The organism is Nostoc sp. ChiQUE02 (assembly GCF_034531305.2).
Lineage (GTDB): Bacteria > Cyanobacteriota > Cyanobacteriia > Cyanobacteriales > Nostocaceae > Nostoc.
Genome location: NZ_JAVRBN020000002.1, coordinates 143,018 through 159,666 on the forward strand (window position 1 = coordinate 143,018; position 16,649 = coordinate 159,666).

20 protein-coding genes are annotated in these 16,649 nt (G+C 42.6%); 9 read left to right on the forward strand and 11 right to left on the reverse strand.

Annotated elements, in window-relative coordinates:
* The first annotated feature begins 119 nt into the window (after window positions 1-119).
* The 4 genes from RM347_RS02740 to RM347_RS02755 all read left to right on the forward strand — a co-directional run bounded on the left by RM347_RS02740 (window position 120) and on the right by RM347_RS02755 (window position 2,607).
* Window positions 120-515, forward strand: coding sequence for a DUF1830 domain-containing protein (locus RM347_RS02740; protein WP_322717964.1), 396 nt, complete (start codon window positions 120-122; stop codon window positions 513-515).
* A 128-nt stretch (window positions 516-643) separates the two neighbouring features.
* Window positions 644-1,105 (forward strand): DUF4079 domain-containing protein, encoded by a 462-nt coding sequence (locus tag RM347_RS02745; RefSeq protein ID WP_322717965.1) that lies wholly within the window; start codon window positions 644-646, stop codon window positions 1,103-1,105.
* Between the two features lie 98 nt (window positions 1,106-1,203).
* Entirely contained in the window at window positions 1,204-1,770 is a 567-nt protein-coding gene (locus RM347_RS02750; protein ID WP_322717966.1) for a hypothetical protein, read from the forward strand.
* A 63-nt stretch (window positions 1,771-1,833) separates the two neighbouring features.
* On the forward strand, window positions 1,834-2,607 hold the full coding sequence (locus RM347_RS02755; RefSeq protein WP_322718147.1) for an ABC transporter ATP-binding protein: 774 nt from the start codon (window positions 1,834-1,836) through the stop codon (window positions 2,605-2,607).
* A gap of 93 nt (window positions 2,608-2,700) precedes the next feature.
* Here RM347_RS02755 and RM347_RS02760 read toward each other — a convergent pair whose 3' ends face one another.
* Window positions 2,701-3,474 carry a response regulator transcription factor gene (locus tag RM347_RS02760; RefSeq protein WP_322717967.1) on the reverse strand — a complete coding sequence of 258 codons (774 nt, stop codon included), beginning with the start codon at window positions 3,472-3,474 and terminating at the stop codon, window positions 2,701-2,703.
* A gap of 583 nt (window positions 3,475-4,057) precedes the next feature.
* Here RM347_RS02760 and RM347_RS02765 point away from each other — a divergent pair.
* The gene (locus RM347_RS02765; RefSeq protein ID WP_322717968.1) at window positions 4,058-4,306 is read left to right on the forward strand and encodes a DUF6761 family protein; all 249 of its coding nucleotides are present in this window, start codon (window positions 4,058-4,060) and stop codon (window positions 4,304-4,306) included.
* 334 nt (window positions 4,307-4,640) lie between these two features.
* Here RM347_RS02765 and grxD read toward each other — a convergent pair whose 3' ends face one another.
* From grxD to RM347_RS02800, 7 genes are all read right to left on the reverse strand, one after another.
* Window positions 4,641-4,964, reverse strand: coding sequence for a Grx4 family monothiol glutaredoxin (grxD, locus tag RM347_RS02770; RefSeq protein WP_322717969.1), 324 nt, complete (start codon window positions 4,962-4,964; stop codon window positions 4,641-4,643).
* Window positions 4,965-5,051: 87 nt separating this feature from the next.
* Complete coding sequence (locus tag RM347_RS02775) at window positions 5,052-5,309, reverse strand: BolA family protein (RefSeq protein ID WP_162396946.1); 258 nt, start codon at window positions 5,307-5,309, stop codon at window positions 5,052-5,054.
* A 229-nt stretch (window positions 5,310-5,538) separates the two neighbouring features.
* Window positions 5,539-6,147, reverse strand: a complete 609-nt coding sequence (locus tag RM347_RS02780) for a hypothetical protein (RefSeq protein ID WP_322717970.1) — start codon at window positions 6,145-6,147, stop codon at window positions 5,539-5,541.
* Between the two features lie 851 nt (window positions 6,148-6,998).
* Window positions 6,999-7,754, reverse strand: coding sequence for a lysophospholipid acyltransferase family protein (locus RM347_RS02785; RefSeq protein ID WP_322717971.1), 756 nt, complete (start codon window positions 7,752-7,754; stop codon window positions 6,999-7,001).
* A gap of 113 nt (window positions 7,755-7,867) precedes the next feature.
* On the reverse strand, window positions 7,868-8,353 hold the full coding sequence (gene tadA, locus RM347_RS02790; protein ID WP_322717972.1) for a tRNA adenosine(34) deaminase TadA: 486 nt from the start codon (window positions 8,351-8,353) through the stop codon (window positions 7,868-7,870).
* 307 nt (window positions 8,354-8,660) lie between these two features.
* Entirely contained in the window at window positions 8,661-8,975 is a 315-nt protein-coding gene (grxC, locus tag RM347_RS02795; protein ID WP_322717973.1) for a glutaredoxin 3, read from the reverse strand.
* 47 nt (window positions 8,976-9,022) lie between these two features.
* Window positions 9,023-9,595 (reverse strand): DUF981 family protein, encoded by a 573-nt coding sequence (locus RM347_RS02800; protein ID WP_322717974.1) that lies wholly within the window; start codon window positions 9,593-9,595, stop codon window positions 9,023-9,025.
* A 347-nt stretch (window positions 9,596-9,942) separates the two neighbouring features.
* Here RM347_RS02800 and glpX point away from each other — a divergent pair, with 347 nt between their 5' ends.
* From glpX to RM347_RS02820, 4 genes are all read left to right on the forward strand, one after another.
* Window positions 9,943-10,980: a class II fructose-bisphosphatase gene (gene glpX, locus RM347_RS02805; protein WP_322717975.1), complete on the forward strand. Its 1,038-nt coding sequence runs from the start codon at window positions 9,943-9,945 to the stop codon at window positions 10,978-10,980.
* A 240-nt stretch (window positions 10,981-11,220) separates the two neighbouring features.
* Window positions 11,221-12,507 (forward strand): glutamyl-tRNA reductase, encoded by a 1,287-nt coding sequence (locus RM347_RS02810; protein WP_322717976.1) that lies wholly within the window; start codon window positions 11,221-11,223, stop codon window positions 12,505-12,507.
* Window positions 12,508-12,616: 109 nt separating this feature from the next.
* A complete protein-coding gene (locus tag RM347_RS02815) occupies window positions 12,617-13,201 on the forward strand; it encodes a metalloregulator ArsR/SmtB family transcription factor (protein WP_322717977.1) in 585 nt (194 codons plus the stop codon).
* Between the two features lie 46 nt (window positions 13,202-13,247).
* Window positions 13,248-13,838 carry a Uma2 family endonuclease gene (locus RM347_RS02820; protein ID WP_322717978.1) on the forward strand — a complete coding sequence of 197 codons (591 nt, stop codon included), beginning with the start codon at window positions 13,248-13,250 and terminating at the stop codon, window positions 13,836-13,838.
* 80 nt (window positions 13,839-13,918) lie between these two features.
* Here the strand turns inward: RM347_RS02820 and RM347_RS02825 are convergent, their stop codons facing one another.
* From RM347_RS02825 to RM347_RS02835, 3 genes are all read right to left on the reverse strand, one after another.
* Window positions 13,919-14,497: a Uma2 family endonuclease gene (locus RM347_RS02825; RefSeq protein WP_322717979.1), complete on the reverse strand. Its 579-nt coding sequence runs from the start codon at window positions 14,495-14,497 to the stop codon at window positions 13,919-13,921.
* 186 nt (window positions 14,498-14,683) lie between these two features.
* Window positions 14,684-15,466 carry an ABC transporter ATP-binding protein gene (locus RM347_RS02830; RefSeq protein WP_322717980.1) on the reverse strand — a complete coding sequence of 261 codons (783 nt, stop codon included), beginning with the start codon at window positions 15,464-15,466 and terminating at the stop codon, window positions 14,684-14,686.
* Window positions 15,456-16,589, reverse strand: coding sequence for a branched-chain amino acid ABC transporter permease (locus tag RM347_RS02835; RefSeq protein ID WP_322717981.1), 1,134 nt, complete (start codon window positions 16,587-16,589; stop codon window positions 15,456-15,458). Before RM347_RS02835 ends, RM347_RS02830 begins: the two co-directional genes overlap by 11 nt.
* Window positions 16,590-16,649 lie beyond the last annotated feature (60 nt).

Here is a 16,649-nt window from a genome sequence, read left to right on the forward strand (position 1 = left end):
TAGAAAGAAATAATCTACAAAGACTCAGTTGGTATTCGCAGTTACAGCAACTGGGGATCAGTGGGTGCTAGGCTTGGCTAGTGTAATGTAAAATTGTGGCGTAAAGCTCCTCAGCAGTTATGGCTCAAATATTAGATCCTCTACCACCTGAGCAATCGGGGAAAATTCTCTGCTGCTACATTAATGCCACGAGCAAAATACAGGTAGCTCGCATCTCCAATATTCCCAACTGGTATTTTGAAAGGGTTGTTTTCCCTGGACAACGTTTAGTGTTTGAAGCTCCACGAAAAGGTCAAATGGAGATTCATACAGGGATGATGGCAAGTGCAATTTTATCAGATAAAATTCCGTGCGATCGCCTGATGCTCGAAGAACCCAGTACTTATGAGTTTGATACAGACTCATCCGCTGGAAAAGACCCTATTAATACCAAACCAATGGTGCAGCAAATTAATACAAAAACCGGAGATACTACAAAACCTTTACAAGTGGCTGGTTTAGCATCTGTTGATTAAAAAAAACAATTTAGCTCAATTTAAGGGTTGCTGAATTCAGCAGCCCTTTTTGTTTATTATTTATGGGGCATGGGGCATTTCTTTCTCTCACTCCCACTGCTTCCCCACTCTCATCTACAATCATTCTTATGAATCTGCCTTCATTTCTTTGGTTGTGGAAAATAGCCGCCTGGTCGATGGGGTTGTCTCTGCTGGCATATCTGATGTTAGCAGTCACTGGCGTTTGGATGTTCCGGGCGAGAACTTCGCAACAATTCCCTTTTATTACCCAATTTATGGGCGGAAATAGGGAAGTGCGATCGCTCCACTATCTAATGGGCATCAGTATGGTAAGTTTAGTGCTACTATTGCTGGCGATCGGTATTGTTGGCACTTTAGGGCACTTTGGTTCTTTAGGTCATTCATCACACCTGGTCTCTGGATTGATAGTGGTAGCATTAGTTTTACTGTCTGCTTTCAGTGCCACGCAAATTAGTTCCACACGACCTTGGGCTAGACCCTTACACATCGGCGTAAATATTATTCTATTTGTAGGATTTGCCTGGGTATCCCTTACTGGTTGGATTGTAGTGCAAAAATATTTACCGTGAAGGATAATTTGCGGTTTCAAAGTGGCATAGCTTATGTGCAACAGTCCAGCTAAGACATAGACCTACCCTACAATGAAGAAAAGCATTGTAATTGAGCCGTGACAGTAAACTCAGCCAATATCTCAGCTTCTGTTTTTCGTCTGTCTCCTTTGATTCGGATAACGTTGTTGAGTCTATACATAGCACTCACAGTCCCATTACCCTTCTTATCGCAGGTAACAGCTGCACCAGTACCCCCAGGATTATTATGGATAGGGATTAGCATCGGCTTAGTTGCCTTGTATGCTGTATTGACTCAACGAGTAACGGTAGATGACCAGGGAATTCAGGTTACTTACCCCGCCTGGGTGCCTCGCTTTTTTCGTAAAGGCTGGTTTTTACCTTGGTCAGAGGTGAAAGAGTTAAAACCCCGCACCACTGGTCAGGGGGGGCTAGTTTATTATTTCCTCAGCCAGGATGGGAAAGCTTATTTACTACCGATGCGTGTAGCTGGATTTGCCCGTTTCGTGCAAATTGTCCAAGCAAAGACAGGTATTGATACTACAGATGTTCGCCCTTTAGCACAGCCGTGGATGTACTTGATTTTACTAGTATTCACGCTGCTGCTACTATTGGTCGATGGCTGGGCGATCGCTACAGCCTTAACTACCAGACAATTAACTTAAAATTGGGTATGGGCATTGATTTCTCCTCAGTCCCCAGTCCCTAGTCCCCAGTCACCACTCCCCTTGAATACAGCAAAAGCCACACTCAGGCTAGAGCAAGTTAATCTGTTTACAAAGCTGAAAACCCAAGTTCTAGGCAATCAGCAAGGATACCCCATATTGCAAGATATTTCCTTGGAGGTATTCCAGGGCGATCGCATTGCCATTGTAGGGCCAGTAGGCGCTGGGAAAACTTCGTTATTACACCTCCTCAACCGCCTAATTGAACCCACGAGTGGTAAACTCTATCTAGAAAATCAAGAATATCGCCAAATTCCTGTCATCCAGCTACGTCAGATGCTTGTACTTGTATTGCAAGAGTCGAAGCTGTTAGGGATGACAGTTGGGCAAGCCTTGGCTTATCCTTTAGTTTTGCGTGGTTTGCCCAAACAGACAATTCAGCAACGAGTCAATCACTGGACAGAAAAACTGCACATTCCCAATGAATGGTTAGGGCGAACAGAGGTGCAACTTTCTGCGGGACAACGACAATTAGTAGCGATCGCTCGTGCCTTAGTCATCCAGCCTAAAATATTATTATTAGATGAGCCAACCTCTGCCCTAGATGCTGGTAAGGCTTCTCATCTAATGCAAGTCTTAACCGAGTTGAATCAAACTCATCAAACCACAATTCTGATGGTAAATCACCAACTGGAACTAGCCCAGATGTTTTGCACTCGGTTATTACACATACAACAAGGTCAACTATTCGCAAATCAAAGAGTCTCAGAGATAGACTGGATTGAATTACGAGAAAGCTTGATTCAAGCAGAGGCGCAAGACGATTTTGGATTTTAAAGTTTGAATTAGTCAATTGTCATTGGGCATGAGGTATGGGGTATTGGGCATGGTTAGTCTTATTATCTCCTTGTCCCTCACTCCCACGCCCGATCACACTTGACTACTACTAAGTGTTGAACGTTGATTACTAAATCTTTCTCTAGTTAACTTTGTTGTTTGTGACTGTGAAATATTGGTATTCAAAATTTCCATGTTAAAACGGTATCCCACATTGCGGATAGTTTGAATCAAGTTCGGTTGCCGAGGATCGAGTTCAACCTTTTTCCGCAACGACAAAACGTGAGTATCAATGGTACGAGGGTTATCGATAGCGTCAGGCCAAGCACGACGTAGCAATTCCGACCTACTCAGAGGTACTCCCCCAGCTTGTGCCAAAACGTACAGCAAACTAAATTCTTGGGGCGTTAAGTCGATGAACTCCCCCTGAAAGCGAACGCGGCGTTGAACTAAATCGATTTGCAAAGTCCCATAATCCAAATAAGCTGGTGCTGTAGGTGTGCGCTTCCGGCGAATCAGTGCCTCTACCCGTGCTAAAAACTCTTGCATCCCAAAAGGTTTGCTCAGGTAATCATCTGCACCCGCCTTTAAACCTGCGACGATATCAGCTTCACTATTACGGGCAGATAGCATTAAGATTAGAGGCTGCTGCTGACGATGCAACCAACGACAAAACTCAATGCCATCACCATCAGGCAGGTCTGCATCTAAAACTACCAGTGTTGGTTGATGGCTTAAAAATACTTCCCTTGCTTGATAAATACTGGCAGCTTGATGCACACGGTATTCCAGTTGTTGCAAGTGCCAACCCAACAACGACCTCAGATGGGGATTCCCCTCAATGATTTCTATACAAACCGAACCCACGGTGGCAAGACCCCTTAGCGTCGATGACTTTCAAAGTAACAAGCCCATCTCTAAGGTTTTGTAGCCTTTGTTACTTCAACTGCTATTAGCTTTACATTTCCTCATAAAAAGAGTGGCAATATCTTTAATTTATGCTTTGCCAAAAGGCGATTAGAAATATTCTTAAATTTTTGTTAAACTTATTAAAAGCGTTGTTAGACTTATCAAAAGTTGTTCTATCTTAACATTCTGATTTTAGATGGGTGTAATGTAGCAAATGTCTATAAACCACCCAGCTAACCCTTACTAGAACAGCCTTTCAACCTGATGGTAAAAGTGGATTTTTTCGCAAAAATTAATCCCCACATCTAGGAATATAACACCAATACAATTGGGCTGTTGACCATGAAAATTATAAAAATAACTTAGCAGATAACTAGAATCGATGTTTTCTGGAATAGGATTAAAGTAGCTTGTAGCTGCTAGGAGGGTGCTACCCAAAGTAGATGTGTTGACTTTGAGTTGATGCGAAAGTGAAATTACACTTCACATTTGAGCGTGAATCATTTACAATTCTCATTCCAAAGAGATTAATACAGCAGTTATGCTCCAAGACACACAAACCATCCGCTATTACCAAAGACTCACCGACGCCTTCGTCGAGTTATGGAATCGCGGTTATCGCACGGATGATATGCGGATGTATTTGGATGGATATCTAGCCGCATTACGACATGGCAACACCATTGAACCTTACCTGATTCATCGCTTAGAAGAGGAAGCTAGCCGCTACTTGTACGATGGATCAAATTTTGCAGTGCCGCAACCACAGCCACAACCTGATTACTACTAAGTACCATTTACCTGGTTATTGATAGTAACCGTTAATTACCGCAGGTGATCATAGCATATTATCTGTACTGGTCAACGGGTTGCCGTGGTGTGAGATTTTGGAGATATTATTGTATTGATAAAACGCATCCCCTCAGCCCTATATTGGTCTTGCCAATGGGACTGAGGGGATTGTTGGTTGGCTATAAAATCATACCCAACATTGGTCACTATTAAAAAACCTTGAAAGGGTAGAGAAATAGTGTCTCCCCTTTCAAGGACATTAAAAACGGCACATTGCCTTGATTGCGAAGCGCAAACTCAGCAGTATACCCTCTAATTTGCGTAAAGAGAAATTAAGAAGCTAATGCTACTTCTACCTTTTCCTGTAATTCACCTTTTTGGTACAGTTCAATCAAAATGTCAGAACCGCCAACAAATTCACCATTGATATACACTTGGGGAATTGTCGGCCAGTTAGAGTATTCTTTGATTCCCTGACGGATTTCAGAGTCTGATAGAACGTCAACCGTCTCAAAGGGAACTCCCAAGGTATTGAGAATCTGCACAACGTTGTTGGAGAAACCACATTGGGGCATTAATTTGTTTCCCTTCATGAAAACTAAAATCTTGTTCTGTTGTAGCAAGCTATCAATTTTGTCTTTGAGTTCTGGCGTCATGGTATTTGTGTTTCCTATGTTGGATTCAACAGTGAGGAGTGAGGAGTGAAGAGTCAAAATTCATAACTCCTAACTTCTAACTCTTATTTACGAAGCTGCTGTTGCTTGCCAAGCTTCGGGAGTGTATGTTTTTACTGCCAAGGCATGAATCGCTTCAGTTGACATAGCTTGACCCAACGCACCATAAACTAACTGGTGCTGTTGCACTAGTCCTTTACCTGCAAAGTGCGATGAAACTACTGTCACCTGATAGTGGTCACCGCCACCAGTCAAGTCTTGCACCTGAACCTGGGCGTCTGGCAGTTCCGCCTTGATCATTGCCTCAACCTGCTGCGGACTAATCATCGCAATTCCTGAAAAAACTTACTTTTCTATTATTAACAGATATAGAGCAAATGCCTGTGCCAACTTCAGGTTTTGGCAAGGCTGTAGATACACGCGCCTCTGAGCTGTATTTTTGAGAACGCTCAGGTTTTGGCTACAGCGGATAGCTCTATCCTAGCACTAGGGCGTTCTCAGGCGACTAGTTAGGGAGATAGGAGAGATAGGGAAAAAGAGACAACAAAAATTTAATTTATTTTTTTGGGGATGAGGAAGATGAACTACCACCTTCTCTGGGATAGGGAGAATCAACAAAACCCAATTCAAACAACTGTTTATAGGCTTTCTTGCCTAAATCCCGCGTTGGGTTTTGACTCTTAATTATTTGAATCAACAACGGTACTGCTAATTCTGGCTGATTTTGTGCCCGATGTACCAATGCTAGCTGAAAGGTTGCTTCATCTCGCTTTTGGGCTGTTAATAGAGCTTTTTGACGCTGAGAATCAGAAACTCTATTGTCAATTCCCGAAAAGCTAGAATTTAACTCTTGATAAAAATTAGATAGCTGATTATAAACTTGACGTGCTTCTTGCAGTTTCTTCGCAGCTAAGGGGTAGTTTTGAGCAGAAACGGCTTGTTCTGCATCTTTCACAAGGCGATCGCCCCCTTCAATGCTCAAAAGGCTGTTATTTTGGGTTATGGGACGAAGGTTATTGGGATCGTTGGGGTCAATGGGTTGTGGTTGGCTGGTAGTGCCTGGTGACTGTGATACCTGAGCATTCACAGGTGATAGCAGGCTGAGGACTGCTATGACTGATAAAACAGTACGGTGCATCAAGGTAACAGCGGCAGCAGTGTTCATGGGATCAATTAGTGGAACAACTATATCAAAAAGTTATGGAAACTTCGGGTATCTTAACTCTGTTTTGGTCTTGGACAAAGCAAAGCTACATCCTAAGTATCTCTGATTTAGACTAAAAATCGGTTTAATAGAGTTCCCATTACGCTGTATATTAACTAACTTATATCGCTCATCAGAGCGATACCTACGGTAGACTGCCTCAATGCATTAATTTCTCTGATTTTCCAATCATCAGTTTACTAGCAAGCAGCTTGGGAGTGGTTTGACAAGGCGGTGGCGAAGAATTGATTTGAGAAAATGATTTAGACTGCATCACCATCTGTCTGACTAGCGACTTTCCGCCCCAATAATTATCTCAGGTTAACTGGGATATTTAGCAGGAGAATTTTCCCAAAGCACTGCTTGAATTATTGGCATAGGCGTAGCCCGTCGTAGGCATCGCACCAAACCACTTAAAGATGCTGATGTCCCCAGTCTGCGCTTCCTAAAATTTTGTTTTTACCAGTCTTGTTTACGGAGAATCCAAAGGCTTTTATTTAACTGGCTAACTAAATAGTAAGAATACTTATCATCAACCAATTTAGTAGTTTACAGAGAATTATTAGTTATGTGCTCAAAAAAATGCCAATTTGGCTGAATATCCGATCAAGAGAGGGTAATGTAGATATATACATCTTCAAAGCTTGCAAAATACCACTAATGTTTTGTGACTTATGTTTTGTGACTTATGCAGGATCAATATAGCAGTTAGAAATTAATGTCAAACCTTGACAACGTGCAGTTTCTTAATCATGCACGGTTAATGGTCAATGGTTAAGAGCCATTCTGGGGATTCTTGACTTTTGACTACATCAAGAATTAGTGATTTCTGCAAATGCATGATTAGTAATTTCTGTTTCTTGATGGCTTAATTGTTCCAGTGCCTTTGCTAAATCACCAGTAAGTTTTTTTCCGTCTTTTTTTATACAGCCACTTGCATAATCTTTGACTCTAATTGGGGAGCCAATGTGAATGCTGACATCTGTACCCCAATTTGGATAAGGTTGGCTGTAATTAATGCCTATAGGTATAATTTTCACTCCCAGCCCGGAATGACTAGATTCAGCACTCAAACCCAGACGAGCAATTCCCGGCTTCAAAGGAACTTTACCATAACGATAAATATTACCTTCTGGAAAAATCACCACGGCTTTTCCCTGTTTAAGTAGCTCAACTCCGTGTCGCAGAGAGCCAACTGACGGGTGTTGAGTATTTACTGGAAAGCCCCCTAAGCGCCGGACAAACCAGCCTTGTAATCCTTGGCATTCATCAATAGTTACCATGAACCGTAGGTCTTTTGCTGTCATACAATCAGCAACAGCGTAGGGTACAAGCAATCCATCCCAACGTGCTCTATGGGTAGGAGCGAAGATAACAGGCCCAGTTGTGGGGATATTTTTTTGTCCGGTTATTCTAATTTGCCCAAAGAATAATGGTAGTAGGCAGTGACGCCCTAATAAATATGCCAGTGGACTTAACCAAGGAGAAACCCTTGAGGTCGTACGATTTGCCTGGGGATTTACTGGTGTGCGCTGGCAGGTATCGGATGAATAGTAAAATTCCATCATGACGAATGCAGATGATTGACGGGTAAAAATTTAACGAAAAGCCTGATTAGTTACACCGTAGATTCTCTTGCGTGACTTGTGTCGTACTAGATGGACAGTTTTGCCTCTGTCCGTTAGTTTACCCTAAGCCGCCTAGTGGCAAACCAAGCCTGTAATTGCTGACGACAAGCTGACTCTAGAATGCCTCCGATTACTTGGAGACGGTGATTAGAAGCAGCGCTGTCGGGTATGTTAATAACTGTACGAATTGCGCCAGTTTTTGTATCGTCTACTCCATATACAAGTAGTCCTAGACGCGATTGCACAATAGCACCTGCACACATCGGGCAAGGTTCGAGAGTTACGTAGAGGGTGCATTCATTAAGATGCCAATTTTGTAAAGTTGTTGCAGCTGTCTTGAGAGCGAGGATTTCCGCATGAGCGGTAGGGTCTTTGTCGCGCTCTTTTCTGTTTTCTCCTTGTGCCAGCAATTTGCCAGTTGAATCAATGATAACAGCACCTACGGGGACTTCACCTGCATCACCTGCTGCTTTTGCTAATTCGAGGGCACAACTCATCCATTGTTGATGTATAAGATATTCTGTATACTTAGTTAACATATTCTTATCAATAAAGGCAGTCCCGATGAAAAAATTTCACAGCCAAGCATGAAAGTGTTTTTCTCCCCCAGCTTCCCCAGCCTCCCCAGCTCCCCCTGCTCTTTCAAGTCAGAGGGTAGGAGGCAGGAGGGAAAAGGAATACTGCTTCGTTCTCTCTGTCGTAACCTTTTATAGAGCAAGAGTTTAAGACAAGAACACCAAAATTTTAATTTGGTGGCTCTCTCAACAGCAAGGGGCCTGAATTCCCAACTGAGGTAAAACCTCCTGCCCTCTGCCTCCTGCCTCCTGCCTCCTGCCTCCTTCACTGCTAAATAGTGGATTGGGCTAAAAGCGGATCGAGTTGACTTTGTGTGTCTAGCTGATACAGGTCATCGCAGCCGCCAATGTGCTGGTTATTGATAAAAATTTGTGGTACGGTACGGCGTCCATTAGCGCGTTCTGCCATTTTAGCTCTGGCTGCTTCGTCGCCATCGATTTTATATTCAGTGAAATTTACACCTTTCCACCACAGCAGCATTTTGGCACGAATGCAGTAAGGACAAGTTTGCCATGTGTAAAGTTCGACGTTGGCTTTGACTTGCTCTGGATGGCGATTTAAGAGGGGATTAAGAAAGTCCAGCATATTTTCTTAAGCAAGGTTTTAACTATGTCTCTAGCCTAGATCATTGCTTACCGCATCGGCGCTGGAACCCACTTTTGGAAACCCTCTAAATGATTCCAGTAAGCCAAATATCCAGTCAATGCCCAAATTAGAGCGGCTACTATCAGCACAGCTACACCAATTAGCCGCCAAGTTCGGTTGGTTTTCCAATAGAGAGTTGGCGCTGCAAAAATGCCACCTAACCCAGTTAAAATAAAGCCGATTCCCGATAAAAGAGGTTGCTTTGTCAAATTCAAGTTGATGATGCGGATACCCACTACGATCGCAACTACACCAGCAAAGAAGCCGTAAACTGCTATTGTCAATAAATCCCAACCTTGAGCCAGTGCGATCGCAGCCGCCACAAACAAGATTCCAAATAAGATACTTGTTTCACCAAAGGCAATATTAAAGCTACCAGTAACTGGCCAGGTGAAGCTCATGTGTAAACCAGTTGTGAGTGCGATTGCACCCGCAATTCCAAAGCCGGGAATCCACTGTCTTTGATTAGAACTATCTATACCACGATACACATAGTCAGCCAGTAGAAATAACCCGGCTACCATATTGATTAACATTAGTGTGATGTAGTCGATAAACACGATTAACCTCTTAATTTGACCAGCTATTTATCGTTTTTCGATAATTCTCCAGTTTTTAGTGAATTCACTAGCTTTTTTTCTTTATTATTTTATACCTAAAGATAAACACTGAAAAAATAGATATACACTGCTACCCATTTGTGCTAGTTCTTAACTTAGTTACTTTTAAACACGCTTTATACTGGAGTAGTAGGAGTAAAAAATCAGGATGTCTTAACTGGCACTTTTATAACCAGTTAGCAGTAAAACTTAACTTTCTTCCACGTGTATCCGCCCTTTGGTAGACTTGAAAACTGAAATAGCCAGATGAAACGACGGAAATTCAAGCAGCTGAGAGGGCAGACTCTGTGGAAAATACACTTGGGTTAGAGATTATTGAAGTAGTAGAGCAAGCCGCGATCGCATCCGCAAAGTGGATGGGTAAAGGCGAAAAAAACATCGCTGACCAGGTAGCTGTGGAAGCTATGCGGGAACGGATGAATAAAATCTATATGCGTGGTCGCATTGTGATTGGGGAAGGCGAACGTGACGACGCGCCTATGTTATACATCGGGGAAGAAGTTGGTATTTGTACTCAACCAAATGCCGAAGCTCTCTGTAACCCTGATGAATTAATCGAAATTGACATCGCCGTTGATCCCTGTGAAGGTACGAACTTGGTAGCTTATGGGCAACCTGGTTCGATGGCTGTCTTGGCAATTTCTGAAAAGGGTGGATTATTTGCTGCTCCTGACTTTTACATGAAGAAGTTAGCAGCACCTCCCGCAGCTAAGGGCAAGGTAGACATCAACAAGTCAGCAACAGAAAACCTCAAGATTCTCGCTGAGTGTCTAGAGCGCTCGATTGAAGAACTCGTGATCGTGGTCATGAAGCGCGAACGCCACAACGATTTAATTAAAGAAATCCGTGAGGCTGGAGCGAGAGTCGCTCTAATTTCAGACGGTGATGTGGGTGCAGCTATAAGCTGCGGTTTTGCTGGAACTAATATCCACGCGTTGATGGGTATTGGTGCGGCTCCTGAAGGTGTAATCTCGGCAGCTGCAATGCGTGCTTTGGGTGGACACTTCCAAGGTCAACTGATTTACGATCCAGCAGTCGTAAAAACAGGTTTGATTGGAGAAAGCAGAGAAGCCAATATTGATCGCTTAAAGTCTATGAATATCAATGACCCCGATAAGGTCTATGATGCTCATGAATTGGCATCTGGTAAAACTGTTCTGTTCGCTGCTAGCGGCATTACCAGTGGTAATCTGATGAATGGTGTACGTTTCTTCAACGGCGGAGCTAGAACTCAAAGCTTGGTAATTTCCAACCAGTCGAAAACTGCTCGATTTGTTGACACAATTCACATGTTTGGTGAACCCAAGACTCTCCAACTGAACTAATTTTTAGGGAATGGGGAATGGTAAAAGTAGGGACGAAGCATTTGGAAAGAAATCTTTCTATAAAACTGAAAAATAATTATCAAAATGCTTTACCCCTACAGTAGTTAGTAGTTAGTAGTTAGTGATTAATAGTTGTTTGTTGCTGGGAATAACTACCAACCAATAAACAAAAATTCCCCATTCCCTATTCTCACTCAATGCCCTATTTTCAACTACCAACTAGTAACTACGATTTAGCAAATGAATATAGCAGTGGTGGGGTTAAGCCATAAAACAGCCCCAGTAGAAGTCCGGGAAAAACTGAGCATTCCAGAACCACAAATTGAAAGTGCGATCGCTCAACTGGCCAGCTATCCCCATATTGACGAAGTTGCAATTCTTAGCACTTGTAACCGCCTGGAAATTTACATTGTTACCAGTGAAGCAGACCAAGGTATCCGAGAAATAACTCAGTTTCTTGCGGAATATAGTAAATTACCCGTGCTTTCTCTGCGACAACACTTATTTATGCTGTTACATGATGATGCAGTGATGCACGTGATGCGGGTAGCAGGTGGTTTGGATAGTCTCGTACTCGGAGAAGGTCAAATTCTGGCTCAGGTGAAAACTACTCACAAACTGGGGCAGCAATATAACGGTATAAAAACCATTTTGAATCGATTATTTAAACAAGCGCTGACAGCTGGGAAGCGGGTTCGCACTGAAACTAGTATTGGTACTGGCGCTGTCTCTATCAGTTCGGCAGCTGTAGAGTTAGCGCAGATAAAAGTGGCAAATTTAGCTGCTTGCCGAGTGGTAATTCTGGGCGCTGGTAAAATGTCGCGCCTGCTGGTGCAACACTTACTTTCTAAAGGTGCTGTGCAAATTAGTATTGTAAATCGCTCTCGCGATCGCGCTCAAGAATTAGCAAAGCAGTTCCCTCAGCAACCTATCGAAATTCATCCGCTATCGGAAATGATGACTGTAATTGCCGATAGTGATTTGGTGTTTACAAGTACTTCGGCAACAGAGCCAATACTTGACCGTGCCAAATTAGAAATGGTTTTAGAAGTTCAGCGCTCTCTGATGTTATTTGATATTTCTGTGCCGCGTAATGTTCATGCGGATGTAAATGAATTAGAAAATGTGCAAGCGTTTAATGTGGATGATTTGAAGGCAGTAGTAGCGCAGAACTACGAAAGCCGTCGGAAGATTGCACAGGAAGCCGAGCGACTTTTAGAGGAAGAAGTGGAAGCTTTTGATATTTGGTGGCGCAGTCTGGAAACTGTGACTACTATTAGCTGTCTGCGAAATAAAGTCGAAACCATCCGCGAACAAGAGTTAGAAAAAGCTTTGTCGAGATTGGGTTCGGAATTCGCCGAAAAACATCAAGAGGTGATTGAAGCATTAACGCGGGGAATTGTCAATAAAATTTTACATGACCCGATGGTACAGTTGCGATCGCAGCAAGATGTTGAAGCTAGACGACGCTGTATGCAAACTCTGCAAATGTTATTTAACCTCGATGCAGAGGAACAGTTTAGTTAAATTGAACAACAAGAACCCCGACTTTTGGTGAGAAGTTGGAGTTCTGAGCCAATGGGTTTTCAATTTAGATATACTTCTAATTAGATAGATGTCTAATTAGAAGTCAGTTATGCAACCAGAGCAATTTAACATCTTACTCCGCTTTTTCAAGGCATTAGCGGATGATAGCCGATTGAAGATTGTAGGTATCCTGGCGAATCAGGAGTGCAGCGTCGAAGAATTGGCGGCGCTACTGCAACTCAAGGAACCGACGGTATCTCATCATTTAGCGAAACTTAAAGAGCTAAATTTGGTAACAATGCGCCCTGAGGGCAATAGCCGTCTGTATCAATTGGATAGCGAGGCTTTGCAAAGTATTAGTAAGGAAATTTTTACACCTGAGAAAATAGCATCTTTGATAGAAGATGTGGATACTGAAGCTTGGGAAAGCAAGGTGTTGAAAAACTATTTCGAGGGCGATGTCTCCGACAAGGACTCCGTTCAACGCCTCAAAGAAATTCCTGCTAGTCGCAAAAAGCGCTTGGTAATTCTCAAGTGGTTGGTAAACCAGTTTGATATAGGAGTCAACTATCCTGAACGCCTGGTAAATGACATTCTCAAACGCTACCATCTTGACTGCGCCACCCTGCGACGGGAGTTGATTGCTTGCCAGTTAATGCAGCGAGAGAATGGGGTTTACTGGCGTATAACATAGATATGAAAGATGAATAAGCAACGGCACAATCATAGGTCGTATATTTATGCAGTTAGAAACACAAAAATTCTATTACACACCTGAAGAGTATTTAGAAATTGAAGAAAAAGCGGAATATAAAAGCGAATACCGTGATGGAGAAATTGTACCGATGACGGGTGGCACTACAAATCATAATAAAATTGCTTTGAATTTAGCTGCATCATTAAAAATTGCTTTAAGGCGTAAAAATTATGATGTTTATATTGGTGATGTGCGTTTGTGGATACCCCGTTATCGGCAGCATACGTATCCCGATGTGATGGTGATTGAGGGACAACCTATTTATACGGGAACCAGCACAACAACCGTTATGAACCCAATGTTAATTGCTGAAGTTTTATCTAAATCGACTAAAAATTATGACCAAGGCGATAAGTTTCTTTATTATCGCTCTATCCCCGAATTCAAGGAATATATTTTAATCGATCAATATCAGTATCACGTGATGCAGTATGTAAAAACTGCGGAAAGTCAATGGTTATTTACTGAACTTGAACATGAATCTGCAATTTTATCACTGCAAACAGTTGATTTTCAAATTGAATTGCGCGACCTTTATGAGCAAGTCAATTTTGCAGAAAATAATGAAGATTAAAATAATTCGTAATGACGTTTGTGGATTCGCCAATGTAATTCGTTATAGTGATAATGCGGTTCAGTAGCTACTAAAGTTCTTCACAAAATTTGTGTTTCTTCCTCGGTAAAGATAGGAGGCCACAATTCAGTAATGGGCAATTCCCAACCGGGAAAAAGTTCTGGTATCGTTAAAATATCGCCATTTTCTAAAACTGTCGGTTCACCTGTAGAACGGTAAATTGTAACTGTCTCTTCATCAGGATCAATCAGAATCCCGACAACGGCTCCTAGTTCTATAAATTTCAGAATTTTGGCTGCTATAAGTTTAATTTTATCGCTCTGAGATTTAATTTCTACCACCAAGTCAGGGACAAATTCTCCAAAGTAACGAGGACTTTGGAGAAGTCGGGAAGCCCGAACAAAGGAAACATCGGGTGCTTTGAGGTTTGTATCTGGCATGATGAAACCGCCAGCAGAATCAAACACTCTTCCCCAGCGACGAGGATTTATCCAAGCAAAGAGAAAGGCGATGAGACGACTACTAATTTCGCTGGATACAATATCTGACGGGCCCATTATTGAAATTTTCCCATTTTCGAGTTCCAGCTGGTAATCTAAACCTGCTTCGGTAAAAGCGGTTTGAACTTGCTCTAAATCTCTAACTGTCATCATTGACATAAAAAGCTTTTTCCACTGAGATATACAACTCGATTTTAACAAGAGCCAAATTTCGGAAGATTTGACACCGTGTGCGACTTTCTCTCAAACCTAAGCCTCAAAGCGTTCCCTAACAGCGAATCAGAGCAAGAATAAAAGCCTCTGTCCCTGTGGAGGAAAGCTTTGGAACGGAAAGCTAATCGCACTCTATTTTCCCAAATACGCCTCTAAAACTTTGGGATTACTTTGAATCTCTGCTGGGGTACCGTCAGCTAAATTCTGTCCTTCAGCAAGCACCCAAACGCGATCGCACAAGGACATAATCACATCCATATTGTGTTCAATAATCAAAAAGGTCATCCCATCTTGACGGTTCCAAGTGATAATGCGATCGCAAATATCATCAATCAGTTTCGGATTCACCCCAGCAGCAGGTTCATCCAACAAAATCAACTTGGGATTAGTCATCAGCGCCCGCCCCATTTCCAGCAGCTTGCGTTGTCCACCAGACAAGCAACCAGCATAATCGTGTGCTTTTTTTGCCAAGCCTACTGATTCTAATAGGAACATTGCTCGCTCTTGGAGTTGCTTTTCTTCCTTAGCGACAACGTGCGGTTGCAACTGCACCTGCCAAAAGTTTTCACCAGTTTGTTTTTGCGCCGCCAGCAGCATATTTTCTAACACCGACAACCGCGAGAGAGTCCGTGCAACCTGAAATGTGCGGATTACTCCCTGCTGGGCGATTTGGTATGGTTGCAAGTTGTGAATAGGTTCGCCGTCAAAAATCACTCGTCCCTTATCTGGACGGATAAAGTTTGAGAGTAAGTTAAATAAAGTAGTTTTACCAGCACCATTGGGGCCAATCAAGCCCGTGATGCTGCCTTTAGCTACTTCGATTCTCGCCTCATTAACTGCTTTGACACCACCAAAGCTTTTAGAAAGTCTAGTGGCTACTAAAAGGGGAAGTGGCGATGACTGGTTATTTACCAAGAGTAAGTTCCTCCTTTTTCCCTAGAATACCTTGAGGTCGCCAAATCATCAGTACCATCAGAATTAGTCCGATTATCATGATCCGAAATGCACCCAAACGAGCTTCATCAAGGGGGACGATTCTGGGTAAGACTTCCCGCGTCAGCGCATCGTAAGCAAAGAAAATTACCGCACCTAAGATTGTGCCAACGTTATTTCCAGAACCACCTAAAATCACCATAATCCATGTGTCAAAGGTGATCTGCGGTTGAAAATTATCAGGGTAAATGGCGCTGAGTTGCCAAGCAAAGAAAGCACCTGCGATACCTGCGATCGCACCCCCAAGCATGAGAGATTGTAATTTATACCAAAAAACATTTTTTCCCAGCGCCTTGGGAATTTCTTCATCTTCGCGGATGGCTTTGAGAATTCTACCCCAAGGCGATCGCACCAAAATTTCTAACCGCCAGTATACAAATGCTAAAACTAGCAGCAACACCAACATTAAACCTGCTTTTGGGTTGTAATTATACAGTCCGATCGCCCCAGAAATATAAATCGCTGCTGCCAAAACGGCTAACACAATTCCCACACTCAAGCGGGATATAAATTCTTGTTTGCTAGTTGTCCTTTTACCTAAATCAGTAGTCCGAGATATTTGGGTGGTGCGAATCCATTTCCACAACGTAAAAAAAGTTACGGCAGCTAGCAGTGTCAAAAGCCCAATCATCACAAATCTGACAAACAAATTTGGCTCTGTGGATAGGGGTATGGGATAACTTTGCACACCAAACGCCCCAGAAATCCAGGTGTCACCCACAGGTAATTCCTGATTATTTACCACCAAACGAATTAATTCGCCCGTACCAATAGTGACAATTCCTAGATAATCTTCCCGCAAGCGTAGAGTTGCAAAACCAATTATCAAACCCAACAAGGCGGCGACAATAGCCCCAGCTACTGCCGATATCAGTAGGGGTACGCCCTTTAAGCTTAACAATACGGTTGTATATGCTCCAATGGTCATGAAAGCAATATGACCAAAGTTAATTAACCCCGTAAAGCCCCACTGTAAATTGAGTCCTAGTGCGAATAGAGCAAAAAGTGCTGTAGAAATTGCTAAGAAAATGAGATAGTCAACCATGTTAAGTAGTTATTTAGGAATGGGGCATTGGGCATTGGGCATTGGGCATGGTTATTTTCT